General features: G+C 54.2%; 20 protein-coding genes. All 20 read left to right on the top strand.

The features are described 5' to 3' along the window. The first annotated feature begins 1 nt into the window (after nt 1). The 20 genes from NSQ24_RS22500 to NSQ24_RS22405 all read left to right on the top strand — a co-directional run bounded on the left by NSQ24_RS22500 (nt 2) and on the right by NSQ24_RS22405 (nt 24,921). Nucleotides 2–2,638, top strand: a complete 2,637-nt coding sequence (locus tag NSQ24_RS22500; RefSeq protein ID WP_339166625.1) for a tetratricopeptide repeat protein — start codon at nt 2–4, stop codon at nt 2,636–2,638. A 3-nt stretch (nt 2,639–2,641) separates the two neighbouring features. Further along, complete coding sequence (locus NSQ24_RS22495) at nt 2,642–3,604, top strand: DUF1266 domain-containing protein (RefSeq protein WP_216621097.1); 963 nt, start codon at nt 2,642–2,644, stop codon at nt 3,602–3,604. Between the two features lie 259 nt (nt 3,605–3,863). Continuing rightward, nucleotides 3,864–4,532 (top strand): aspartate/glutamate racemase family protein, encoded by a 669-nt coding sequence (locus tag NSQ24_RS22490; protein ID WP_003390060.1) that lies wholly within the window; start codon nt 3,864–3,866, stop codon nt 4,530–4,532. Continuing rightward, complete coding sequence (locus NSQ24_RS22485; protein WP_039070157.1) at nt 4,529–5,191, top strand: AroM family protein; 663 nt, start codon at nt 4,529–4,531, stop codon at nt 5,189–5,191. The genes NSQ24_RS22490 and NSQ24_RS22485 overlap by 4 nt, the downstream gene beginning before the upstream one ends. A gap of 223 nt (nt 5,192–5,414) precedes the next feature. Then, nucleotides 5,415–6,977, top strand: coding sequence for a PucR family transcriptional regulator (locus NSQ24_RS22480; protein ID WP_024985241.1), 1,563 nt, complete (start codon nt 5,415–5,417; stop codon nt 6,975–6,977). Between the two features lie 150 nt (nt 6,978–7,127). Then, complete coding sequence (locus tag NSQ24_RS22475) at nt 7,128–7,757, top strand: hypothetical protein (protein ID WP_122957820.1); 630 nt, start codon at nt 7,128–7,130, stop codon at nt 7,755–7,757. Between the two features lie 77 nt (nt 7,758–7,834). Then, the gene (locus tag NSQ24_RS22470; RefSeq protein WP_231504361.1) at nt 7,835–8,317 is read left to right on the top strand and encodes a hypothetical protein; all 483 of its coding nucleotides are present in this window, start codon (nt 7,835–7,837) and stop codon (nt 8,315–8,317) included. A gap of 533 nt (nt 8,318–8,850) precedes the next feature. Beyond that, nucleotides 8,851–9,861, top strand: coding sequence for an ABC transporter permease (locus NSQ24_RS22465; RefSeq protein ID WP_003390054.1), 1,011 nt, complete (start codon nt 8,851–8,853; stop codon nt 9,859–9,861). 24 nt (nt 9,862–9,885) lie between these two features. Next, nucleotides 9,886–10,782 carry an ABC transporter permease gene (locus NSQ24_RS22460; RefSeq protein ID WP_227278176.1) on the top strand — a complete coding sequence of 299 codons (897 nt, stop codon included), beginning with the start codon at nt 9,886–9,888 and terminating at the stop codon, nt 10,780–10,782. Nucleotides 10,783–10,813: 31 nt separating this feature from the next. Then, nucleotides 10,814–12,406 carry an ABC transporter substrate-binding protein gene (locus NSQ24_RS22455; RefSeq protein WP_024985243.1) on the top strand — a complete coding sequence of 531 codons (1,593 nt, stop codon included), beginning with the start codon at nt 10,814–10,816 and terminating at the stop codon, nt 12,404–12,406. Nucleotides 12,407–12,517: 111 nt separating this feature from the next. Beyond that, entirely contained in the window at nt 12,518–13,789 is a 1,272-nt protein-coding gene (locus NSQ24_RS22450; RefSeq protein WP_003390051.1) for an ArgE/DapE family deacylase, read from the top strand. A gap of 15 nt (nt 13,790–13,804) precedes the next feature. Beyond that, nucleotides 13,805–14,746 (top strand): DUF1177 domain-containing protein, encoded by a 942-nt coding sequence (locus tag NSQ24_RS22445; protein WP_003390049.1) that lies wholly within the window; start codon nt 13,805–13,807, stop codon nt 14,744–14,746. A 19-nt stretch (nt 14,747–14,765) separates the two neighbouring features. Continuing rightward, the gene (locus NSQ24_RS22440) at nt 14,766–15,743 is read left to right on the top strand and encodes an ABC transporter ATP-binding protein (RefSeq protein WP_024985245.1); all 978 of its coding nucleotides are present in this window, start codon (nt 14,766–14,768) and stop codon (nt 15,741–15,743) included. Further along, nucleotides 15,740–16,708: a dipeptide ABC transporter ATP-binding protein gene (locus NSQ24_RS22435; RefSeq protein ID WP_339166620.1), complete on the top strand. Its 969-nt coding sequence runs from the start codon at nt 15,740–15,742 to the stop codon at nt 16,706–16,708. The genes NSQ24_RS22440 and NSQ24_RS22435 overlap by 4 nt, the downstream gene beginning before the upstream one ends. A 95-nt stretch (nt 16,709–16,803) precedes the next feature. Next, on the top strand, nt 16,804–18,162 hold the full coding sequence (locus tag NSQ24_RS22430) for an amidohydrolase (protein ID WP_003390044.1): 1,359 nt from the start codon (nt 16,804–16,806) through the stop codon (nt 18,160–18,162). Between the two features lie 405 nt (nt 18,163–18,567). Further along, on the top strand, nt 18,568–19,932 hold the full coding sequence (locus NSQ24_RS22425) for an amidase (RefSeq protein WP_339166618.1): 1,365 nt from the start codon (nt 18,568–18,570) through the stop codon (nt 19,930–19,932). A gap of 168 nt (nt 19,933–20,100) precedes the next feature. Further along, nucleotides 20,101–20,577, top strand: a complete 477-nt coding sequence (locus NSQ24_RS22420) for a hypothetical protein (RefSeq protein ID WP_003390042.1) — start codon at nt 20,101–20,103, stop codon at nt 20,575–20,577. Nucleotides 20,578–20,821: 244 nt separating this feature from the next. Continuing rightward, nucleotides 20,822–22,516: a methyl-accepting chemotaxis protein gene (locus NSQ24_RS22415; protein ID WP_003390041.1), complete on the top strand. Its 1,695-nt coding sequence runs from the start codon at nt 20,822–20,824 to the stop codon at nt 22,514–22,516. A 178-nt stretch (nt 22,517–22,694) separates the two neighbouring features. Then, a complete protein-coding gene (locus NSQ24_RS22410) occupies nt 22,695–22,847 on the top strand; it encodes a hypothetical protein (RefSeq protein ID WP_243014149.1) in 153 nt (50 codons plus the stop codon). A gap of 4 nt (nt 22,848–22,851) precedes the next feature. Then, a complete protein-coding gene (locus tag NSQ24_RS22405) occupies nt 22,852–24,921 on the top strand; it encodes a methyl-accepting chemotaxis protein (protein ID WP_243014150.1) in 2,070 nt (689 codons plus the stop codon). Nucleotides 24,922–24,934: the final 13 nt, after the last annotated feature.

Genomic DNA, 24,934 nt, shown 5'->3' with positions numbered 1-24,934 from the left:
TATGAACAGTTGGGAATTTTTGGGCATCGAACCTACGTCCGATCAGGGGGCAATCAAGCGAGCGTATGCCAGACTGTTGAAAACCTATCACCCGGAGGACGATCCGGAAGGGTTTCAGCGGCTGCGGGAAGCGTATGAGCATGCCCTCCGCGAAGCGAAATTTTTACAGGAAGCGGCTGCGTCAGGCGATGCGGCTGGTTCTGTTTTTGTACTCGATCCGGAGGAGGAAGCAGCTCCGGCAGCAGAAGCGGTATGGACTGGCGTCCGGGAGCAAGGACCCCGCGAAGGGGAAGCCCTTGAAGCAGGGGGCCCTGAGCAAGCGGGAGAAAGGCTGGCCAGCCGAAGCTTTTCAGCGGGAAAAGAGCCGGCCACACCCGAGGAGCTTGCCGAGCATTTTATTTCGCAAGTGACTGTGCTCTACGCTGATTTCCCATCCCGGATTGACCGCGAGAAATGGGTGGCGCTGCTGGAAAAGGAAGAATACTGGCAGCTGGAAGTCAAGCAGCGGACCAACAAAGAAATGCTGACATTCCTGATGGAGAAGTACCATTTGCCCCGTCAAATATGGAGGCTGTTGAACGATTACTTCTTCTGGACCGATCAGGAGATGGAGCTTTCCCAGGAGTTTCCGGAAAATTTCATTCGCTTTGTCATCAACCAGATCAAAAAGCCGTGGGAGCTTCGCTACGAATTTTTGAAAAAAGACGAGGACAGCGATTACGAGTACGACGACTTTATCGATTGCCGGGAGCACGCGTTTCGGGCGATGCTGGACAATGAGCTGGAGGAAGCCGAGAAGTACCTCGCGATTGCTTCCAACATGTTTACCGAGGACCCCGATTTGCTGAGGATGATCGGGCACTTCTATCTGCGCAAAGACGATCTGGAGAACGCTTTTCATGCCTTTTACCGGCTGACCGAGGTGCTTCCGGAGGAGATCGACGGCTACATCCATCGGGCAAACATATTGCGGAAGATTGGCAAGTACGAAGAGGCGCAAGAAGACTATCAGCATGTCCTCTCGCTTTCTCCCGACAATGAACTCGCTTTGAGCGGGCTTGCCCGCTGCTATGTCTCGCTTGGAAAGCTGACCGAGGCGAGGGCGGTGCTGAAGCGGATACTCGTTCAATGTCCGTACGACATCGACGTACAAGTCCGCCTGCTTGCGCTAAACGGCTTGCTCGCCGATCAGCTTCAGGAGGAACTGCAGGAGGCGCCGGACGATCACGAGCGCAGGTTTTGCTTGGCGAGCGTCTGCTTCGATCTGGAACGGTATGAGGAGTGCGTAGAATCACTCGACCGCATTCAGAGAGCCATTCCGCTTACAGTGGACATGGAGCTGCTCTGGGGCCGGGCGCTGATCAAGCAGGAACAGACGGAGGAAGGACTCGCTCATCTGGATAAGGCGTTGGAGCTTGCCCGCCAGGCAGGGGACAGCGAGTGGGCGATTCTCCTGGAGCGGGGTACTACGTATGTGGAAAGCAACCAATACGAGGCGGCCATCGAAGACCTGACCGCCGCCATGGAGCTTATGCCCAACCATCCCGAGATTCTCCATCAGCTGGCGGAGGCATATCGCTGCCAGAAGGAATACAAACGCTGCGTGGAGCTGTCCGATCAGGCCATTTCGTTGAACCCTACACGCTGGATTTATTATTCGACCAGGGGGCTCGCCCACTATTGGCTGAATCATTACAAGGAATCCAGAGATGACCATCAGATCGTCATCAACCACGAGTACAACTTCTCCGGGGCCTGGCATCGAAAGGCATACAGCCATTTTCGTCTGGGCGAATACGACAGGGCGATAGAAGGCTTTCACGAATCCGAACGGTGGGGGGACAACGAGCTGTCCTTTTACTTTATCGCGATCTGCCATTTCAAGTTGGGAGATTACGAGAATGCGCTCGGGGCCATTGAATATTACAAAGAGAGCCACGAAAACGACCCCGATGCCTATCTGGTGATGGGCGACGTGTATCGCGGGATGGGAGACGAGGAGCAAGCACGGGAAGTGTACTGCAGCGGGGCTGCCCAGTTCCCAGACAATCAGGATCTGGTCAAAATGGCTGTATACAGCCTGCTGAAGGAGAATGCTCAGACGAGAGCGATTCCGTATCTCAAGCAGTTGCTGCTGGGCGAGGACTATCGCGAATGGGCCGCCACTTCATTGCTCAACATCTCGATCCAGCAAGGGGAGTGGGAAGAGGCTGTCGCCATCGCAGACAATTTCCGCAATGTGGTACCGAAGGAGCAGTGGGACCCGACCCTCCTGTTTTATGCCGGCTATGTTCATTACCGCCTGGAGCGTTATCAGATAGCTGCGCTTTACCTGGAGCAGGCTTACCGGCTCAAAGCGGACGGCGATACATGCAGTTATTTGAGCATGGTCTATTTTGATCTGGGCAGGATGGAAGAGGCTGCTGCTTTTGCCAAGAAAGCGTTGGAGGCCGTTCCCGGAAATGCCGAGTATCAGCGCCGTTACGAGGGAATCGTCAGCCAAAGCAAGAAAGGGCTTTTCGGTCTGTTCCGTAAAAAACAATCCTCCCAAGCTTTGTGGCCATCCTCGCTTCCCTTCGTATGGCACCAGGAGCTTGAAGAGGTTCCCGACATACATTATTGGCAGGGGGAGGAATAGCCGATGAGCAGCAAACAAGCGACACTCGATCCGACCGACTTGTGGGGATTGGCGCTGGGGGCCGTTTTATTTGAGATGAACGGCTACGATGCCGCAAACAACTACGAAATCGAGCCAACCGAAGAGAATCTCGAAGCAATCCGGCGGTCTCTGAAACGAGGCTGGGGAATCGAGAGCACCGAGGATTTGATGAACAACCTGCGCTGGCTTCAGGAAGAGGGGCATCGCACCTCCTTTTACGAAATGCGTAGCTTCTTGTCCACTCTGTCTATGGCGGATCAATCAGCCTTCCTTGAGACGCTGCCGAAAAATACGGAAAAGCATATGCAGTACATCCTGGTAAAGGCGTACATGCACAAGCTTCCTCTGGCGGGCATCGCAGCATGGGATTTTGGCAGATATGTCGATTTGTGCAGGATGGGGGCTTTTGTCGGATACATATCCGAGGAAACATCATGGGAGTTGATCAGGAAAGTGGCGGTCGTGGCCCAGGAATCGTATTCGGGCTGGCTGGAGTACGGCATCAGCTACGTGGCTGGCCGTCAATTTTGGCTGGGGACGATCAGTGAGGAGAAGGCCAAGCAGCATACCGACTATGTCCGAAGCCTTGTTTTGAATAAGGACAGCCTGTGGCGGAGGCTTGATTGGAATTTGAAGCTTGTGGATGAAGAAGAGGCGGAAGAGGCTGCGGAAGCGGAAGAAGTGGAAGCAGAAGCTGTGGAGACAGTTGTAGTTGAAAAAGAAGAAGTGGAAGCAGAAGCTGTGGAGACAGTTGTAGTTGAAAAAGAAGAACTGGAAGCAGAAGCTATGGAAACAGTAGTAGCAGAAACAGTAGAAGTACAAACAGAAGCCGTAGAATCAGAAATAGCCCAAGCAGAACCAGCAGAAGTCACAGCGAAAGACGCAGAAACTGAACACATAGAAGTGGCTACCGAAGAAGCGGAAACAGAAACCAGACAGAAGTAGAGGAACGAGAACGAAAGAACGAAAAGCATTTCTGGAACAAGTACAAAAGCGAAGTCAAAGCCATGTCAAGCTATTGAAATGTCACACGACGTGAAAAGTCACCCCAGAGGTGGCTTTTCTCTTTTTTCTGCAAGCACTGATTTGTGCATAAGGGACAAATTTTATCCGTCTTTTTAGCTGATCAGGCCGTATTCCTCGCCAAACGGCTCTGCCTATAATGTAAGGAAAACACAAGGCAAAGTTGACAGGAGGGGTTGGCATGCTGGGCATTATTCGTGTTCTCACGCTTTCCGATCCCCGCGATGTACACCGTCACGGGGAGCTAATCGAGCGACAGTACCAGATTCCGGTAGTGAGCGAGTGCATCTGGGATCAGCCGAAAGGCATCTACGATCAGGAAACAGAGGACATTGCGGTCCCGAAAATCATTGAGGTGGCCAAACGCCTGGAGGCAAAGGGCTGTCAAGCGATCGGGATCAGCTGCGCGGCCGACCCGGCTTTGGCGGAAGTGAGACAGGCTGTCCGTGTCCCGGTGATCGGAGCGGGCTCGGCTGCCGCCCATCAGGCGATGGCGATGTCGCGCAAGGCGGGTGTATTGACGATTCTCGATGATGCACCGCCGCTGGTCAAACAAATCCTCGGGGATGCCTATGTCGGCATGAAAAGGCCCGATGGAGTGCGAACTACTCTTGATCTGCAAACCCCGGAAGGACGGAAAAATGCGCTCGAAGCGGCGAAGTGGCTGAAAGAACAAGGAGCAGAATCGATCGTGCTGTGCTGCACCGGCTTTGCCACGATCGGCTTTGCCAAGGAACTGATGGAGAGGCTGCAGCTGCCCGCCATGGACCCGATCATGGCGATCGGAGCGACTGCCTCGATGTTTCTGAAAAAACAGAATTCGCTTTCCCCGGATGGAGCCGCCGTATGAAAAAGCTGGGGGCAATCACCATCGGTCAATCACCGCGTGTCGATGTAACGCCGGAGATGCTGCCTTTTCTCACCGAGTTTCAGGTCGTGGAAAAAGGGGCATTGGACGGGCTTGGCCCGGAAGAATTGGCAGCCCTTGCGCCGAAGCCGGGTGAAAATGTGCTGGTCAGCCGCTTGCGGGACGGCTCGCAGGTTACGATGTCCAAGCAGTCCATCCTGCACCTGATGCAGCAGCGGATCGACGAGCTGCAAGCAGATGGAGTCGACGTTATTTTGCTGTTGTGCACCGGTCATTTTCCGTCTTTTGACTGCAACGCTCTACTGCTGGAGCCGGACCGCATCCTAAACAACGCCGTTCACGGCTTGCTGGCAAAGGGCAAGCTCGGCGTCATCAATCCGGTACCCGAGCAGCGCGAAGCTTCGTTGGAGAAATGGGAACGCGACGGACTCGAGGTCTTCACGGCAGCCGGTTCTCCGTACCTGCCGGGCGACGAGATCGAAAAGGCGGCACTTTCGCTGAAGGAGCATGATGTAGACTTGATCTTGCTGGATTGCATGGGCTATACGGAGGAAATGAAGCGGACGGTCAAGCAGATTACAGGCAAGCCGGTCATCCTGTCGCGGACGCTGGTCGCGCGGGTGCTGGGAGAGCTGGGCTAAATCTACAGAGGATGACGAACTGAAGAATGGATAGCAAACTGGGGCAGTCCTATCGTAGGCAACTACTTGATCGGACTGCCCCTTTTGATACAGAGAGTGTCGCCTGCCCCTGTCTATTTCAACCAGCAAGAAAATTTTATCGTTAATACTAAATTTTTTGTCTATTTTGACTATATTTTTGCTACACTATTTTTCAAACAGCGCGGCGAAGGAGGGAAGCTTTGTGAACGGAGTGACCATTCGAGAGTTAATGGAGATGCCCCTTTTGAAAGACGCTCGTGTTATCAGTGGATTTGAAGGCATGGATCGTGTGGTGCGGTTTATTGATATCATGGAAGTCCCGGATTTGAGAGGGTGGCTGCGAGAAGGCGAACTGCTTTTGACTACAGCGTACTCCATCCGTCACGATCCTTCGCTTTTGCCCGAAATCGTCGAACATATGGCCCAGGCGGGAGCAGCGGCACTGGCGATCAAGCCGGAGAGGTTTCTCCACGACCTGCCGGAAGAGATGATTTCGGTGAGCAATCGCTATCAGCTGCCGATCATTGAGCTGCCGGCGATGATCCCCTATATGGACATCACCCATGCCGTCATGGAGCAGGTGCTGGATCGCCAGGCGGCTCTGCTGCGCCGCTCCGAGGAGGTATACCGGACGCTGACGACGATGGTTTTGGAAAACAGCGGGCTGCAAGCGGTGGCAGATAATGTTTCGGAGCTGGTCAAAGGAGCGGTCCGGGTGCTGGACAACCACGGACACGTACTCGTCTCCGTCCCGCCGGACTGGAAGCCGCAGTCCAAGCAGCTGGAATGGGATATAGCGGTAGACAAGCAGGTAGTAGGCAAGCTCCAGATAGACAAGGAAAGCCTGGACGACATCCAGCAGGTATGCGTGGAGCAGGCGCGAGTCGTGGTCGCCCTGGAGCTGATGCGTACCAAAACGGCCATGGATACAGAGAATCGATTGAGAGGAAATTTTATCGACGAGCTGCTCTCCGCCGTTCCCCCCGCCAGACATGAGGTAGAGCGGAGGGGAAGACAGCTCGGCTTGAACCCGAGCCAGGATTGGGAGGTAGCCATTATTGAAGGCAACGAAACGGTTGTTCGCCAGATCGCGGCGCCCGCTTCGCGTTTTCGCCAGTCTCTGGAGCAGGAGGCTCAGCAGAGGGGCTTCCAGGCACACGTGGAGGTCAGGCATAATTCGCTGCTGCTTCTGCTCTCCAGCAAACCGGCAGGCCAAGAACAGCCAGGAAAGGCCAAGAAAGGCACGGAAACCGAAGCTGTCCCCGGTTTTGAGTGGCGGCATGGCATTGAGCGAAGTCTGCGCGAGCAAGGGGGCAAACGGCATGATATCCATATCGGATGCGGAAGAGCCTATCCCTTGTGGCATGTGCATCAGAGCTATACGGAAGCGAGAAAAGCGCTGGCGATCGGGATGAAGCTGTCCCGTCCCATGGAGGTCACGGCCTTTGAAGATGTCGAGGCCTTTCAACTGTTGGCAGAGTATGCGGATCATGCTCATTTCTCCGAGCTGTTCGAGCGAAAGCTGGGGAAACTCCATGCACATGACAAAGAGCACGGCAGCGACTTTTTGCGAACTCTTTACCACTTCCTGGAGTCATCGGGAAATTTGATCGAGACATCCAATCGTCTCTATATTCACCGCAATTCGGTCAAATACAGACTGCAGCGGATTCGCGAAATCATTCCAATCGACTTGAGCTGTCCGAGGCAGCGTTTTGTCTATCATCTATGTCTGACGTATCATTACTTGAAAGCAAATGAATAGCCCGCTGCAGCCGTCTTCTGGACGAATCATGATCCAGCGGCGATTGCCATGCATTGCTACAAATCCCAACCATTGTAAATAATTGGGATTTTGTGTTAGAATCATTCCGTGTTGAAATTATGGGGAATACTAGGAGGAGAAAATGAGAAAATGAATATTAAAAAACTTTCTATTGCGACTGTCTTGGTTAGCAGTTTAGTCGTATCTGGAGCTGGTTCTGCCTTCGCAGCATCTCAGGGCGAGACAATTAAAATAGGGAGCCTTACGATTGTTGAACGGGTATATGAAAACCCGGTAGAATATGATTTTACAAAAGCCCTAGCAAAGAGTGATTTAAATAAGATTGGTCCCTTAGGCAATGATATGACTGGTACAGTCTATGAAATGTCCACCAAGGATCTATACAAATCAAAATCTTATGAAGCTGAAATCGAAAATGATAGTGACGAAAACGATTCCTTTTCAAGAAAGGTAACAAGAAAAACCTTTTTGACCGGAAAAATAGGTGGGTCAGGCGAGACGAAAGTCAACTGGAGGATAATAGAGGGGAAAGTCGGGATTCATGCAGAAATTTCATTCGGAAAAGAAGACACTATAGAAACAACCCACACTTGGGTCATACCAAAGCGTACGATAACAACCGTTGAATACGGATCAAAAGCTGTAAAAACAACCGGAAACCTGGTGAAATATTTCCAAGGGAGAGTAAAAGATTCTAACTACGTTAACGTCAAATATTCGTACAAAGAATATTCCAGTAAAAAATCAAAAAATCTATGATCCGACCTCTCCATGTTCTTCTCCTTCTGTTTATCGTTCTTCTTAGTGGTTGTAGCGGGGATAATTCATCAGAAACAGTGGAAAAAACACCAAGTGACATGATGCAAACAGTCCCCAAAGAAAAGTCGTATGGAAGCGTCTACGACTATTTCGAAGAATTTACAGGGGAGAATTTGAAAACATCCGTGCTTCAAATCAAAAAAAGCGATAATTCGGTAGAACTCACGTTACGAATCTTACTCTCGGATTCCTTGAAAGAAAAAATGATGCATACGGAAAAACCCATTTACTTTACGTTTGGAGATCTGCCGGGTAACGAGACAATTAAGAATTTGCTTGCTGAATCTCCTTCACTCGTTCAAATTGAGTTAAACAGTAAAGAGAATCTGTATACGATTTCGCAAAAGCTGAAGCTAAAAGAAAATTTGACGGAAGCTGATAAACAGGCGCTATTGTCTCCTGCCAATTACCGATTTCAGGTTATAAACGAAGAAGAGCTCTCTGTAGCCAGTTTTATGGGTTTGGAAAATTCGCTACTTCCAGAAGATAATCAGAAGTAGTAAAAACGCTTGTTGCGACTTGTACTTCATGTGGCCATCGTGGCCACACTCCTCATGCCATAAAAAACACTAGGGACTTGGATGCAAGATGGAACTCGATTTCCTGTACACGAAGGAAATCGAGTTTTTTCATATTGGATTACTCCACTCTGTACTCCAGACTCGAAAATACGTTTCTGTTGATCCTGCCAGCCTATCTTCCGGGCTTTATTTTCCCCGTCTCACCGTCCTTCGGAACAATCAAATGTCTCCTTTCTCTTCCATATAAGCATGCCTTTATGGCAGGTTGCTTTGGAGATTCCTGTTTTTTACAAACAATTTTCCATTCATGCTATGTATTTGTTCGGTATTTTTTTGCACGGGTGCAAGCGAGTGAAACCGGGGCTCTTTGTTCAATGGGGACAAATGTTATGCCTCTTTTTTATTGCGAGCGGACGTAGTGGACAAGAAGTCGGTACAGGTACAATAACCACAAATATATGAAAATTTTCATATTTCAGATCTGGATCGGAAGTATGAGGGGGGTTGGGAGATTGCTCATTTACATTTTCCGAAGATTGCTGCTAATGATTCCGGGCCTCATCGGGATTATCCTGATTACATTCCTCTTGTCGAGGGTGCTGCCCGGCGATCCCGCCCTGATGATAGCGGGAGAGCAAGCGGACGAGGCACAGCTGGCAAAAATCAGAGAGGACCTGGGGCTAAACGATCCGCTCTACGTTCAGTTTTTCGACTATTTGGGCGCCCTTGCGAAAGGCGACCTTGGCTTTGCCTGGCACACCGGCCACAGCGTGCTCGAAGACTTCGCCACGCGCTTTCCGGCAACGGTCGAGCTGACGCTCTTCAGCATTTTGATCGCGATATTGGTCGCCATCCCTGTCGGGGTCGTTGCGGCGACGAAAAAAGAGTCGATCACCGACCACATATCGCGGGTGTTTTCATTGATCGGCGCCTGTGTTCCGATTTTTTGGCTCGGACTGATTCTGATCTACTTCTTTTATTCCAAGCTGGGCTGGTCCCCTGCACCGATGGGACGGATCGGCGGGGAAATCAATCCGCCTACCCATGTAACGGGGCTGTTCCTCGTGGACAGCCTGCTGTCCGGCGACATGATCGCCTTCAAGCAGGCGCTGTCGCACATCTTGCTCCCGGCGATCTGTCTGAGTACCGGGACGATGGCAATCGTCGCACGGATGGTCCGCTCCAGCATGCTGGAAGTGATCGGACAGGACTACATCCGGACGGCGAGAGCAAAGGGCTTGATGGAGCGTATCGTCATTTTCAAGCACGGTCTGGTCAACGCCTTGATTCCGACCTTGACGATACTCGGACTCCAGTTCGGCCAGCTGCTGGGCGGAGCGGTCATTACCGAGACGATCTTTTCCTGGCCCGGCCTGGGAAGCTATGTGACTGAGTCCATTTTGGCGACGGATTACGCTCCCATCCAGGCGTTTACCCTGGTCAGCGCCATCCTGTACAGCCTGATCAATCTGTCGGTCGATTTGATTTACGGATTTATCGATCCGCGCATCCGTTATGACTAGGCATCGAAGCAAAGGGGGGATTTCATGAACAGCGCAACACAGAGTTCGCCCACAACCGTTGGGAGTGCAAAGACAATCAAACCGAGGTCGACTTTTCGGCTGCTGCTGCAAAACAGGCTGGCAGCGCTCGGACTATTTTTTATCGTGATGTGGACCGTAGCGGCACTCGTGGCGCCGCTGGTCGCACCGTACGCGCCGAATGCCCCGGATACGTCCATTAAATTGCAGGGGCCAAGCGCAGAGCATTGGTTCGGTACGGACAACTTCGGCCGCGACATTTTCAGCCGCGTTCTCTACGGCGCGCAAATTTCGATTTGGACAGGCCTGATCGCCGTGGGAATCTCCTTTTGCATCGGGGTTCCGCTGGGCGGGATCGCCGCTTACTACGGCGGGGTGACCGGAAACGTGATCATGCGGGTGATGGACACCTTGCTCGCCTTTCCGTCGCTCGTCCTCGCGATGGCGATTGCCGCTTCAATTGGTCCCGGACTGATCAGCGCGATGATCGCGGTCGGGATCGTCGGGATTCCCGAGTTTGCCCGGCTGATGTTCGGACAGACCGTCTCCCTTCGCGAAAAGGAATTCGTCGAAGCGTGCCGGGCTACCGGCGTAAAGGATTCGATCATCTTGTTTCGCCACATTTTCCCCAACGCGCTGGCGCCATTGCTCGTCCGAGCGACGCTCGGGATGGGCTTTGCGATCCTGACCGCAGCCAGTCTGAGCTTCCTCGGTCTCGGTGTAAAGCCGCCGATCTCCGAATGGGGCGCGATGATTTCGGAGGGGCGGGAGTACATCATTTCCGGCGAATGGTGGCTGGTTACCTTCCCGGGCTTGGCGATTGCCACATCGATTCTCGGTTTCAACCTGCTGGGAGACGGCCTGCGAGATGTCCTTGACCCGCGCCTTCGATCCAGCAGGTAACACATATACACAAAAGTAGGGGGAGATTCATGTGAAGAAACGCAAGTGGCTAGCTCTACTAACACTGTCAGCCATGCTCGTCGCTGCGGGCTGCAGTCCCAATGCCAACCAGAAGCCGGCCGAGGGGCAAAAACAGCCTGAACAGCAGCAGGCGCAGCCTCAGGCAGGCAAAGGCATTACCATCGCGTACTCCGAAGGCGGCACGACGATGGACCCTGCGCAGGCGAGCGATCTGACCTCCGATACGCTGATCGTGGCGACCTACGACCAGCTCGTCCAATTCGGAACCAAAGAGGTAGACGGCACGCAGGTCGCCGATACCGAAGTGGTCAAGCCGATGCTGGCAAAAGAATGGAAAGTGTCCGACGACAGGCTGACCTATACCTTTACGCTCCGTGATGACGCGAAGTTCCACAGCGGCAATCCGGTCAATGCAGAGGCCGTCGTCTTCTCGATGGATCACCTGAAAAACGGGGAGTCCAGTATCTTCAAAATGGCCAGCATCGAAAGCTTTACGGCCAAGGACGACAAGACTGTCGAGCTGAAGCTGAGCAAGCAAAATCCGTTGATTCTCCAATACCTGGCGCAATACAACTTCTCGATCATCGACCCGTCGGTGGTCAAAGAGAAGGGCGTCGACTACCTGAAGACAAACGCTGCGGGCTCCGGTCCGTTCAAGCTGGAAAAGTGGGACCCTGCTTCCGAAGCGGTTCTGGTCGCCAATCCCGACTACTGGCAAGGCGCACCAAAGGTAGACAAGGTCACGATGAAATTCACCAAGGAAGCGTCCAGCCGCGTCCTGCTTTTGGGCAAAGGCGACGTCGATCTGGCTATCGAAATTCCCGTCAAAGACGTGGAAAGCTTGAAGCAAAATGAAAACGTCACGATCCACTCCAACCCGAGCAACCGGATTCTGTATTTCGCCATGAACAACAAAGTAAAGCCGTTTGACAACCCGAAGGTCCGTCAGGCCATCTCCTACGCGATTCCGTATGACAAGCTGATCAACGACGTCATGTACGGCCAGGCCAAACAGCTGAAGAGTGCCGTTCCGAGCAACACGCCAGGCTCTACCGACGCCGGTTTTGTCTACACGCACGATCTGGTAAAAGCAAAGCAGCTGCTGAAGGAAGCGGGACTTGAGAACGGATTCTCGTTTGACTTCACGCTCGGCTCCGGGTTCCAGGATTGGGAAGATGACGCGGTGCTGATTCAGGCCGAGCTGGAAAAAATCGGTGTAAAAATGAACATCAAGAAAGTGGCTCGCGCGCAGTTCCTGCAAATGCAAAAAGAAAAGAATCTGACGGCGTTTCTGTCCAAGTGGACTTCGTTTGTAAACGACCCCGGCTATCACCTTGGCTTCCTGCTGTACGGCAAAGGCTCCTCCAACTACATCAACTACCAAAATCCGAAGGTGGACGAGCTGTGGGAGAAGGCGGATGTCGAGGCCGATCCGGTCAAGCGCTACGAAATGTACAAAGAGGCGCAGCAGCTCATCACGGCTGATGCACCGTGGGCGTACATGTACGAATACAACCGTGTAGTCGGAGTGAACAAAAACCTGAAAGGGTACGCGTTCTTCCCGGATGAAATCATCCGCTTCTACCCGCTCTCCAAAGAGTAGAGACAACAGCCCCCGGTTCGCACAACGGGGGCACTCACTTTCCGTACCTGGCAGTTTCCTTTCGCCGATGGGCCATCACATCTACTTATTGCCGTGAAAAGGGGTGCACCAATGACTGATTGGAATCGATTGGTTATCGAAGAAATTGACAAGCGACAAGACGAGCTGATTGAGCTTTGCTCCAGGCTGATTCAGTTTCCCAGCGAAAACCCGCCGGGAGATTCCCGGCCGATCAGCAAGTTCATCATCGACTATTTGAAGCAGGAAGGGATCGACACCGCGATCCACGAATCCGGGGAAACGATGTGGAACCTGATCTCCACCATCGGCAGCCCGTCGCCTGACCGCCATCTTTTGTATTGCGGCCACACGGATGTAGTGCCGGCTGGCGACCTCTCCCGGTGGGACGTACCCCCGTACAGCGGCCTGGTGAAGGACGGCTTTATTCACGGACGCGGCGCAACCGATATGAAGGGCGGTCTTGCCGGATTGATCTTCGTCACGGGCTTGTTTGCCCGGCTGGGCGTTCCGCTGGCGGGGAATTTGTCTCTCTTTATTGTCCCTGACGAGGAGACCGGCGGCGATCTCGGTGTGCCCTGGGTGCTCGATCGCGGTCTGATCGCGGGAACAGCAGCGGTGATCGCGGAGCCATCCCATCCGCAAAACCCGACCATCGGGCAAAAGGGCAGCTGCTGGTTTGAATTTACGGTTGAAGGCACCCCCGGTCACGGCAGTCTCGCTCCGCTCAACGGCGAGAGCGCCATCCTGAAGGCGGCCCGGGCGATCCAGGCCCTGCAAAAGCTGTGGGAGCTGAAGCCGGACATTCCGGCAGAGGTACAGGACATCATCAACATTTCCAAAGAGTTTGCACTCGTGCGCAATCCCGGCAAGGACGTCAGCGCCGTGCATGACCACGTGACGATCAACATCGGCACGATCAGCGGCGGGACGAAGGTAAATGTGGTGGCTGACCGCTGCACCGTGCAGGTGGATACGCGGGTGCCGTTTGGCCTCGACTATCGGGACGTGCTCGCCGAAGCGAAGCGGCTGCTCTTGGAAGAGGGAATCGATGTGGAGCTGAAGCCGTTTGGATTCCAGGGCAACGCCAACTGGACATCGGATTCCGAAGACATCGTCCGCCTGCTGGTGGAAAGCATTACGGACGTGAGCCAAAAGGAAGCGTACGGCGTGCTGCAATGGGCGTCAAGCGACGCTCGCCACTTCAGAAAGCACGGAATTCCGGTGCTGCAATACGGTCCTTCCGAGCTTGCTGGCATCCACTCGTTCAACGAGCGCGTGCCGGTCGATCAAGTGATCCAGGCGGCAAAGGTATACGCGCTGACCGCCTTGAAATATCTCGGCACCACAAATGCCAACAAGTAAAAGGAGGGTACTGCCTTGTTAAAACAAGTATTGGAAGTAGTAGATTTGCTCGATGACGCGACAGTAAACGGAAAAAAGGTGGAGGCGTACTTGCAAGGCAAGGGAGCGGCAGCGATTCACGTCGAAACGGTTTCTTCCCCGAAAGGCTCCACCGACTTCATTCAGATCAAAATCCCGGGGAAGACCGGACGGACAAACGGCGGACAAAGTCCCACTCTCGGAATCATCGGCCGTCTCGGCGGCATCGGTGCCCGGCCTGAACAAATCGGCTTCGTATCCGATGGCGACGGTGCGGCTGCAGCCATCGCCGCTGCCGCCAAGCTGATCGAAATGCAGGCAAAGGGCGACACCTTGGACGGGGATGTCATCATCGCCACCCACATTTGCCCCGATGCGCCGACAAGACCGCATGATCCCGTTCCGTTTATGGATTCGCCGACAGACATTTTGACCATGAACAAGTACGAGGTATCGCCGGAAATGGAGGCGATTCTCTCCATTGATACGACGAAAGGTAACCGCGTCATCAACCACAAAGGCATCGCCATTTCTCCGACCGTGCGCGAGGGGTATGTACTGCGGATCAGCGAGGATCTGGTTGAAATTCTTCAGACCGTAACCGGGCAGCCAGCCGTCACCTTTGCTGTCACGACGCAGGACATTACTCCGTACGGCAACGGCCTGTACCACATCAACAGCATTTTGCAGCCAGCCGTGGCCACCTCGGCTCCTGTGGTCGGCGTAGCCGTCACGGCAGCTTCGACAGTTCCCGGCTGCGCGACAGGCGCTTCGCACGAGGTCGACATCGCGCTTGCGGCCCGTTTCGCCGTTGAGACGGCCAAGCAGTACGGCAGGGGCAAATGCTCGTTCCACTCCGAGGAGGAGTTCGCCCGCATCCAGGAGCTGTACGGCTCGATGAAGCACCTGCAAACACTGGGCGGCGTTTCAAAGAATTAGGAAAGAGAGGCGACTCGTTATGCAACCACTGCTTTCGATCACCGGCTTACAAACAGAATTTGTGACCCATGCGGGCGTGGTTCGGGCGGTGGACGGGGTCGATCTGGTCTTGCACAAAGGCGAAACGCTGGGCGTCGTGGGCGAATCCGGCTGCGGAAAAAGCGTGACATCGCTGTCGATCATCGGGCTTTTGCCCAAAGGACAAAGCCGCATCGCCTCGGGGGACATCCGGTTTGAAGGAAAGAGCCTGCCGTCCCTCTCGGATGCGGAAATGCGCAAGATTCGCGGGAACCGGCTGGCGATGATTTTTCAGGAGCCGATGACCTCGCTCAATCCCGTGTTCAAGATCGGACACCAAATCTCGGAGGCAGTCCGCTTCCACCTGAAGCTCGGAAAAAAGGCGGCATGGGAGCATTCGATCGAGATGCTGAGAAAAGTGGGGATTCCCCGTCCGGAGCAGATCGCGGACGAATATCCGCACCAGCTCTCCGGCGGAATGAGGCAGCGCGTCATGATCGCGATGGCGATGGCCTGCAATCCGCAGCTGCTGATCGCCGACGAACCGACGACGGCTCTCGACGTGACGATCCAGGCGCAAATTCTCGATCTGATGCGGGATTTGCAAAAGACAGAAGGGACAGCGATCCTGATGATTACGCACGATCTCGGTGTCGTGGCCGAAATGTGCGACCGTGTCGTCGTCATGTACGCGGGACAGGTCGTCGAGGAGACGGATGTAAAGACGCTGTTTCGCGACCCCAAGCATCCGTACACCAAAGGGCTGATGGCGTCCTTGCCGCAGCTTGCGGGCGATCAGACGCGCCTGCAGTCGATCCCGGGGAACGTGCCCAATCCGCTGGAAATGCCGCCGGGCTGCCGGTTTGCCCCGCGGTGCTCGTTCCGGATCGACGCTTGCGACCGCGTCAAACCGGAGCTGCTGGAAGTAGAGGCCGGGCATAAATGCCGTTGCCTGTTGTATGAGGAGGTGGAAGCGTGAAGCCGCTGCTGGAAGTAAAGGATCTAAAAAAGCACTACCCGATCAAAAAAGGTCTGTTTGGCAAGCAGGTAGGCGCAGTCAAAGCGGTGGACGGCGTTTCCTTCTCCATCCAGCCGGGAGAGACGCTCGGGATCGTGGGCGAATCGGGCTGCGGAAAATCGACGACAGGCCGGACGATTCTTCGTCTGATCGAGCCGACTGCGGGTGAAGTGCTGTTTGACGGCCAGGACATTCGCAAGCTGCCGCCAGACGAGATGCGGAAATTCCGCACCAACATGCAGATCGTGTTTCAAGACCCGTACGCCTCGCTGGACCCGCGGTGGACGGTTCAGCGGACGCTGGAAGAGCCGCTCCGCACCCACCTGAAGCTGTCCGAGGCGGAGATCAAGGACCGGATCGCCGTGCTGATGAGCGTAGTAGGCCTGGCCCCGTATCATGCGAGCCGTTTCCCCCACGAGTTCTCGGGCGGACAGCGGCAGCGGATCGGGATCGCCCGGGCACTCGCGCTCCGGCCCAAATTCGTGGTCTGCGACGAGCCGGTATCGGCGCTCGACGTGTCCATCCAGGCCCAAGTGCTCAACCTGATGCAGGACTTGCAAAGCCAGTTTTCGCTGACATATATGTTTATTTCCCACGATTTGTCTGTGGTGAAGTTCATCTGCGACCGGGTAGGCGTCATGTACCTGGGCAGAATGGTGGAAATGGCGCCGACGGCCGAGATGTTCGCCGAGCCGCTGCATCCGTATACGAAAGCGCTGATGTCTGCTGTCCCGGTCCCTGACCCGGAGGCGGCACGGGAGAGAATCGTGCTCACAGGCGACGTGCCCAATCCGCAATCGCCGCCGACCGGCTGCACCTTCCATACGCGCTGTCCATACGTTATGGACAGCTGCCGCCAGGCTGTGCCGGAATGGCGCGAGGTGTCGCCCGGACGTCACGTCGCCTGCCATCTGTTCGAGCAGTAACAACATTTTCATCTCAAAAGGCAGCCGTCATCTCTCTGGAGAGGCCGCTGCCTTTTTCGCAGGCAAGCATCATGATCAGAAAAGAGGAGACGCACATGAATCAGCAGATGAAACAGTTGGTGGAGAGCCTGACCCCGGAATGGACGGCGTGGCGGCGTGATTTTCACAAGTACGCCGAATCCGGCTGGGTGGAATTCCGCACGGCCTCCAAGGTGGCCGCCAAGCTGAAGGAATGGGGCTATGAGGTCCGGGCGGGTAAGGAAGTGGTCCGTGATGAAGCGCGGATGGGCGTCCCGTCAGCGGCGTTTTTGGCGCAGCAGGAAAAACGGGCAGTAGAGCAAGGGGCGGAACAAGAGTGGCTGCCCTATTTTTCCGGCGGCTTTACAGGAGTCGTCGGCATTCTCGATACGGGGCGCCCGGGTCCGACGGTCGGCTTTCGCGTTGACATGGATGCGCTGGACATTCAGGAGTCGGAGGAGGCGGATCATCTCCCGGCCGCAAACGGCTACGTCTCGGTCAATCCCGGCATGATGCACGCCTGCGGCCACGACGCCCACACCACCATCGGTCTTGGCCTCGCTCAAGTACTGATGGCGATGAAGGAAGAGCTGAACGGACGGATCAAAATTGTCTTCCAGCCAGCCGAGGAAGGGGTGCGCGGAGCCAAGGCAATGGTCGAGGCGGGCGTGTTGGACGACGTCGACTTTTTCTTTTCCGGCCATATCGGCAGCGGCGTGCCATTGGGTGAGATCGTCTGCGGAGCGAGAGGCTATTTGGCGACGACCAAGCTCGATGTCACCTACAAAGGGTATTCCTCCCACGCCGGCGGCCATCCCGAGGACGGAAAAAACGCGCTGCTCGCGGCAGCTTCGGCGGCTCTCAATATGCACAGCATTTCCCGGCATTCGCAGGGCTCGTCCCGGATCAATGTGGGCGTCCTGCAGGCGGGAAGCGGGAGAAACGTCGTGCCCGGCTCGGCTTTCCTCAAGGTGGAGACGCGCGGGGCTACCTCCGAGATCAATGAATACATGCTGGAAAGGGCAGTGCAAATCATCAGAGGAGCCGCTGCGATGCACGACGTCCAGGAAAGCATCGAGGTCGTCGGGATGGCCAACAGCTGCGACTCCAGCAGCGAGCTGATCCCGTTTATCCGCTCGCAGGCGGAAAAGCTGGCGGAGGTGCACACCGTACACGACTTCGTCGTAGCGGGCGGCTCCGAGGATGCCACCTACATGCTTCAAAGGGTGCAGGACAACGGCGGCCTCGCTTCCTACCTGGTGATCGGGACGACTCTCGCGGCGGGGCATCACAATGAAAAATTCGACATCGACGAGCGCGTGATGGCGATCGCGATTCAGACGTACGCCCTGTGTGCCTTGCATGCCGGAGAGCTGGAAGCATTGGGAAGAGGAAAGAGCGGGAGCCAAGGGCAGGACGGAAAGATCACGGAGTGACAGAAGAAGCAAAAAAAGTGATAGAAAGGGAAAAAGGACAGGAACAAAGAGCACAGAGCGGATAAGATGAGAAAGGTACTAATAGAAGACAGGTCGTAACGGAGAAGACAAAACGCCTGGTTTTTCATGGCGCACAAGCAAAGACAGGACAGCGGATGCAAGAAAAGGGCGGGTCTCCTATGGGGACCGGCCCTTTTGTTCAAGCTGAGAATAAATTCAGCCCGACAGCAGATACGAGGATGAGCCCAAAGGGATGCCGGTTTCGCTCTACGCGAATGGCATGGACCAAATATTCTGAAAGGTATATGATGAAAGTCAAAGAACTATGCTGCGTGATGCTTGTGTCTCTTCTAGAGGCATTTTCGAGGCCAAGCCGGCATGAAGAAGGAGTGGAGGGGTACTTACATGGATGTTTTTGCACTATCAGAAGCTGTTCGCGAGAGAAAGGTTTCGCCAGTCGAACTGGTCGCGCAAACGCTGGCAGCGATCGAATCGAAAAACGATCAGTTGAATGCGTATATCACGATCTGCGCCGAGGATGCGCGGAAGGAAGCGGCTCAGGCTGAAGCCGACATTATGCGCGGCGAGTGGCGGGGCATGTGGCACGGGATTCCTGTCGCGGTCAAAGACATGATTCTCACCGCTGGGGTGAGGACGACATTGGGCTCCAAAGTGTTCGAGCGGTTCGTCCCGGAACAGGACGCAACGGTCGTGAGGAAATGGAAGGAAGCGGGGGCCATTGTGCTCGGAAAGACGAACACCCATGAATTCGCCTATGGCCCGACCGGCGACAAATCCCATTTCGGTCCGTCCCGCAATCCCCACAATCCGCAGAAAATTACCGGCGGGTCCAGCAGCGGGTCCGGGGCTGCTGTAGCCGCCAATCTCGCCTATGCTGCACTCGGAACAGATACGGGCGGTTCGGTGCGGATACCGGCTGCCGCATGCGGCATCGTAGGGATGAAACCGACATTTGGCCTTGTCAGCAAGTACGGCGCGTTTGATCTGGGCTACACCCTTGACCACGTAGGGCCGATGACACAAAGCGTCAGGGATAACGCCGGCCTGCTGAACCTTTTGGCAGGCTACGATCACAACGACCCGTATTCGCTCTCCTGGCCTGAGGAGGACTACGCCCTTTTGCTCGGCACAGCGATCCGGGGAAAGGTCATCGGAGTTCCGCGCTGGTATTATCAGCATGTGGAAGGGGAAATCGTACAGGCGCTTCAGCAGGTGATGGAAGTCTACCGGGCACTCGGAGCAGAGGTGCGGGAGGTTGAGCTGTCGATGATGGATGAGCTGGTCGAAGCACAGCGCATTACGGTCCAGGCCGAAGCCTCGGCTGTTCACGAGAAAACCTTGCGGGATTACGCAGCCGATCTGGATCAGGAGGTGTGCGAGCGCCTGTTGGACAGCAAGGAAGTGCGCGGCTATCAGTACGTGCAGGTACAGCAGCGGCGCGGGAGGCTCACGGCGAGCTACAACGAGGTGTTTGCCGGCGTTGACGTCCTGCTGACGCCGACACTGCCGATTCTGCCGACAGACATTGGTCAGCGAACAGTGATGATCGGCGATTATCAGGATGGTGTCCGTCCGGCACTGCTGCGGCTTACAGCCCCGACCAATTTTACGGGCAACCCAAGCTTGTCTGTGCCATGCGGATTTTCAAAGGATGGCTTGCCTATCGGGTTTCAACTGATCGGAAAGCACGGAGAGGAAGCAAAGCTCTACCAGTTTGGATACGCCTACGAACAAGAGACGCGTTCGTGATGTCGCAGGCTGTCGGACAGCAGGAGGCTATTCAGGTACAAATGTCTTCATGTCCGCCAGAGAATTCGGCCCATTACGAAAACATGGGGAACACGGAAAATCCGGGTAGCGCAGGAGATCCTCTGGACTCGTTCAAGCCCGTGAACGCAGCAAACTTGGCTGAAGGCATTGGCCCCGGAATATTTCGTCCGGTACACGATGGAGCCGGAATCCGTCTGGGCGCTCGATGAAAAGGGACGCGTGCATGAAATCATCGTAAACCGGGTGCCGCCCTATGCGGCAAAGCTGGAACGGATCGAAGCGAGGGCGGGTGACGCAAAGGAGGACGATGTGCTGGCCATCAGCGGCAGGCTGCGGATTACTCGCGATCGACACATCTTCGAGCATGATTGGAAGCCGTTTGAGCGTGAGGCCATCCGCGATCAGGCACGAATCATATCCTCCACCTATGATTACGCGATTGAAGGCCCCGGCTCCCACTATCACTTGCTGGTGACGGCCAATGACAAGCTCGTCGTTATCGGCTACAATCCGTTCGGCCACCGTTCCGCAAAGCCGGATAGAGTGGTTGTGCAGCAAGCAGGAGCAAAAGGCCCGAAGCAGATTGCCGGAGGGGCAGTCTGTATTTCAGCAATGGCCCGTTAGACGGACACTGTAAAAAGTGACGTTCTGGCGGGCCAATTTTGGTTGGCTTGATACAATCCAAGAGGGACTTGGAAATTTTTTGCTTTTTGGAAAAATGATTGACCGAATTGTCACTGGAATATCGTACAATGATTACTTTAGAGAAAAAACCAGGACGATATGCATAGGTTGAATGCCCTTAAAAATGAAACGGTTTGACAAGCAGTCGGGCATTTGAACCTAAAATGACAACGGGGTGTGAAGTGTGAGAACAACCATTGGAACCAAATTGATTGCGGGATTTGTAAGTGTTGCCTTGCTTTTGGCGGTGACTGCCGGTGTCGCCTATTACTATTTCGACAAGGTGAATGATTCGTATTCGGATTTGGTAGGCAGACGGGCGGTCATTTTGAGCAGTGCCTTAAAAATACAGGTGCTGACAATCAAACAGTCAAATAGCCTGAGGGGATATTTGATGACGGCTGATAGTCAATTTTTAAACAGCCTGCAGGCCGATGACGAGCAATTGCGCGGGATTATTAGGGAGACGGAATCCCTGATTCATCGCCAGGAAGATAAAGAGACAGTGGATACATTTATGCGGCTCTATGACCAATACCAGAAGGAGGCCCAAGAGCTTCTGCAAATGGTCAAGCAAAAAGAAGACGGGTCGAAGCTGATGGAATCGTACATGAAGGAAATTTTGCCTTTGGCAAGCCAACTGGAACCGACGATTGAGCAGATCGTCACCGGACAGCAGGAGCTGATGGCCGAAGGGAGCTTGGTCAATCAGAGGACTGTTTCCGGGGCTACGGCGAGTCTTGTCGGTTTTAGTGCAGGGGCTTTGATCCTCTCTATTTTGATCGGCTATCTGATCTCCCGGCTCATTTCCAAACCGATCAGACAGATCGCTGCGCTTGCCGAGCAGGTCGCGACAGGGGATTTGACACGTGAGGACCTTCACGTCAAAAACAGAGACGAGATCGGGGATTTGGCGCATTCGTTCAACCGGATGGCGGGAAATCTGCGCGATCTGATTCGGCAAATCAATGTGAGCGCAGAGGGCGTAGCGGCTTCGTCCGAAGAGCTGTCAGCCAGTGCCGAGCAGACCAGCCGGGCGTCCGAGGCGATCAGTTGCGGCATCCAGGAAGTGGTCGTCACGGCGGAGAAACAGGCCAGAAGTGTGGAGGAAAGCGTAGCGGCCATGGATCAGATGGCGATGGGCATTCAGCACATTGCGGACCAGACCGAAGCCACCTCGTCTCTGTCCGTTCAGGCGGCGCAAAAGTCGGAGGAAGGAAATCGAACGATTCAGCGAGCGGTCAAGCAAATGGATTCTCTGGATGCAACGATCGGGCATCTGGCCAAAGCCGTACAGGAAATGGATGCTCACTCCATGCAGGTAGGAAAAATTGTCGGGGTCATCTCGGAAATTGCTGCCCAAACCAATCTGTTGGCGCTAAATGCAGCGATCGAGGCGGCGAGAGCGGGAGAGCATGGACGCGGTTTTGCCGTCGTGGCGGACGAGGTTCGCAAGCTTGCCGAGGAATCGGCTCGATCCGCAGACCAGATCACCGGCTTGATTGGAAGCATGCAGCAAAACACAAAGCAAACCGTGGAAAAAATGCAGCAAGGGATTACAGAGGTGGAAGAAGGCATCCAAACCGTAAATATGGCAGGCGACCAGTTCGGTGAAATTAAACAATTTATAGAACAAGTGACTGAACGGATTCAGGCAATTTCCGCGGCGATCAAGCAAATCTCTGCCAGCAGCGAACATGTCACACAAACTGCGCACATGATTGGAGAGGGGGCGAAAACAGTAGCGGCCAGTTCGCAAACGGTTTCTGGCGCATCCGAAGAACAGCTCGCCGGTGTGGAGGAGGTATCCTCTTCGGCAGCTTCGCTGGCAAAAATGGCAGAAGAGCTCCGTTGCCTTGTCGCTTCCTTTCGGGTATAACCACCTCGCATGGAAATGATCGGAAATTCGTATTTGTCTTTTTTGTATGACTCAAGTATTATAATAAACATGAAAATACATCCAGCAAAATTCAAATATACTAAAAAACGGGCCAATTGAATGATTTTGCAAAGGATTATGATCCTGGTCCTTTCTTCATAAAAAGGTTCATCCAAAGATGGATAAGCCTTTTTTCTTTGCCCGGCAAAGCGGCAATCGCTCGGCAGAGCCGACGATCCTGCCTGTAAGAGGCGTTTACATAGAGAGAAAAAGGCGGGCGCTGCAAGCAAAATCGCCGGAGCCACCCGCTTTCGGACAGTGGAGGATGTAGAGACATGCTGCGAAACATATCGTATCGAAACAAAGTGGTGCTGGCCATTCTTTGTTTTAGTCTGATCAGTACGCTGGCAATATCGTTTTTCGACAACAGGCAGTTGGAGCAAACGATTGTCGGAGAACGAAACACGCAATTGAAGCTGGTGGAAGAGAGCGTGCTGAATTCGATCAAGGCAGTCGATGTGGCCTATCAGGTGTTTGACGTGGAAATTGAGGAAGAGATGAGAAAAAACATGGCGGAGTTGATGGAGGAATACAGCAGGAACCCCGATTTCTCGGCATGGAACTTCGCGGGCTACAAGCAGAGGTTTGACGGAATGGACATTTTCGTGCTCGACCGAAGCTTGAAAATCCTGTACTCCAGCAACACGGGGGATATCGGTCTTGATTTTGGCAATGCCGGAGCGTTTGCCGAGCTGTTAAAAACAAGGATCGACGGAAAGGATTTTGTCGCAGACGGCATGGAGGTGTCCGTCAATACCGGGTCGATCAACAAATTCGCTTATATGCCTACCCCTGATCACAAATATTTGCTTGAGCTGGGGATGAATGTGCAAGGAACGCCCCTATTTCAAAAGTTCAATTTCCTGGACGTATCAAACAGACTGATTACACGCTATGCCTCCATTGATGACATTACGGTTTTCAGTCATGACGGCTATGCTTTGGGCAAGACGGATGCAGAAGGAAAGTCGCTTCGGGTCAGTCCTGAGCTCGAGTCCATTTTCAGCGAATCGTACCAGACCCAGACCGTGAAGGAAGCGACTCTTGATCAAGAGGGGAAATCTGTCACGTACCGGTTTGTTCCGTATAAATTGGACGAACAGTCGAATGATCTGAGCCGCTCGCGGATGATTCAAATCGTCTACAATCATGATGAAGTCGACCAGGCGGTAGCCGCCAACCGGTCAAAATTCATGCTTCAGCTATTGGTCATCGTCATCGGATCGATCCTGATCGCCTACTTGGTTGGCCGGATCATCTCCCATCCGGTCCGGATGATGTCCGCGCTGATCGAAAGGACAGCCGCCTTCGACCTTACAGAGCAGCACGGATATGAAAAGTTCATGACCTCGCAGGACGAGCTGGGACGTGTGTTCCATGCCATCGTGAAGATGCGGGCTGAACTGCGTCAAATGGCAGAAGGCTTGGTGAGCGTAACAGAGTCCATCGTGGAGAAGGCAAGCGCCGTGCAAAACGTCAGTGACGATGTCAGCAGCCGTTCCGTCCAAACCTCGCTGGCAACGAAAGAGATGTCCAGCCGGATGCAGGAGACAGCCGCGATCTCGCAGGAAATCGACGCTACCTTGACGGAAGTAAGCGATGTGATTCAGTCTGTTTCACAGAAAGCCAACAAGTCCGTTCACGTTGCCCAAAATGTCAGCGAGCGGGCAGGTCATTTGAAGGAGACAGCCGTCGCTTCCAGACAAAGCGCCAATCTTATCTACAGCGAAGTAAAAGCGCAGGCGGAAGTCGCCATAGAGCAGTCGACCAAATCCGTGGACCACATCCACGTACTGGTAGATGCCATTCACAGTATCGCTTCCCAGACCAATTTGCTTGCATTGAATGCAGCGATTGAAGCGGCGCGCGCAGGGGAGAGCGGAAAAGGCTTCTCGGTCGTCGCCGAAGAGGTTCGCAAGCTCTCCTCCGAATCGGCCAAGGTGGTTACCGATATTCAGCAGATCATCGGTACTGTGAAGGAGTCCGTACACAATCTGTCTGCCAGTCTGACCCGGCTGCTTGATTTTGTGGATCGAAATGTCAGAGAGAGCCTGGACGAGCTGATGGAAACCTCGGATACGTATAACGAGGATGCCCTTCATTTTCAGACGCTCCTGAGTGAATTCAACCGCACCTTTGAGGATTTGGCCGCATCGATCAAAAGCACCGCGGAGGCAACGGGAAGAGTAAACCAGACGATCCAGGAAAACTCACAGGACATCGAGACGATTGTTCATCTCTCCGAAACGATTGCCCAGGAGAACAGCAAGCTCACAGAGTATTCCAAGGGAAGCTTGAAGAACGTTCAGGAATTGAATCGAATGACCAGCCACTTTACCTTGTAAAGGAAGAGAGAGC

The organism is Brevibacillus sp. FSL L8-0520 (assembly GCF_037963895.1).
Classification (GTDB): Bacteria; Bacillota; Bacilli; order Brevibacillales; family Brevibacillaceae; genus Brevibacillus; species Brevibacillus borstelensis.
This window is presented reverse-complemented; position numbering and strand designations above follow the sequence as displayed.

Coding starts and splice junctions, on each gene's coding strand:
- NSQ24_RS22490 (WP_003390060.1), top strand. CDS start 3,864: ATGCTGGGCATTATTCGTGTTCTCACGCTTTCCGATCCCCGCGATGTA.
- NSQ24_RS22430 (WP_003390044.1), top strand. CDS start 16,804: ATGAATCAGCAGATGAAACAGTTGGTGGAGAGCCTGACCCCGGAATGG.
- NSQ24_RS22485 (WP_039070157.1), top strand. CDS start 4,529: ATGAAAAAGCTGGGGGCAATCACCATCGGTCAATCACCGCGTGTCGAT.
- NSQ24_RS22500 (WP_339166625.1), top strand. CDS start 2: ATGAACAGTTGGGAATTTTTGGGCATCGAACCTACGTCCGATCAGGGG.
- NSQ24_RS22410 (WP_243014149.1), top strand. CDS start 22,695: ATGGATAAGCCTTTTTTCTTTGCCCGGCAAAGCGGCAATCGCTCGGCA.
- NSQ24_RS22405 (WP_243014150.1), top strand. CDS start 22,852: ATGCTGCGAAACATATCGTATCGAAACAAAGTGGTGCTGGCCATTCTT.
- NSQ24_RS22475 (WP_122957820.1), top strand. CDS start 7,128: ATGAATATTAAAAAACTTTCTATTGCGACTGTCTTGGTTAGCAGTTTA.
- NSQ24_RS22425 (WP_339166618.1), top strand. CDS start 18,568: ATGGATGTTTTTGCACTATCAGAAGCTGTTCGCGAGAGAAAGGTTTCG.
- NSQ24_RS22440 (WP_024985245.1), top strand. CDS start 14,766: ATGCAACCACTGCTTTCGATCACCGGCTTACAAACAGAATTTGTGACC.
- NSQ24_RS22495 (WP_216621097.1), top strand. CDS start 2,642: ATGAGCAGCAAACAAGCGACACTCGATCCGACCGACTTGTGGGGATTG.
- NSQ24_RS22450 (WP_003390051.1), top strand. CDS start 12,518: ATGACTGATTGGAATCGATTGGTTATCGAAGAAATTGACAAGCGACAA.
- NSQ24_RS22460 (WP_227278176.1), top strand. CDS start 9,886: ATGAACAGCGCAACACAGAGTTCGCCCACAACCGTTGGGAGTGCAAAG.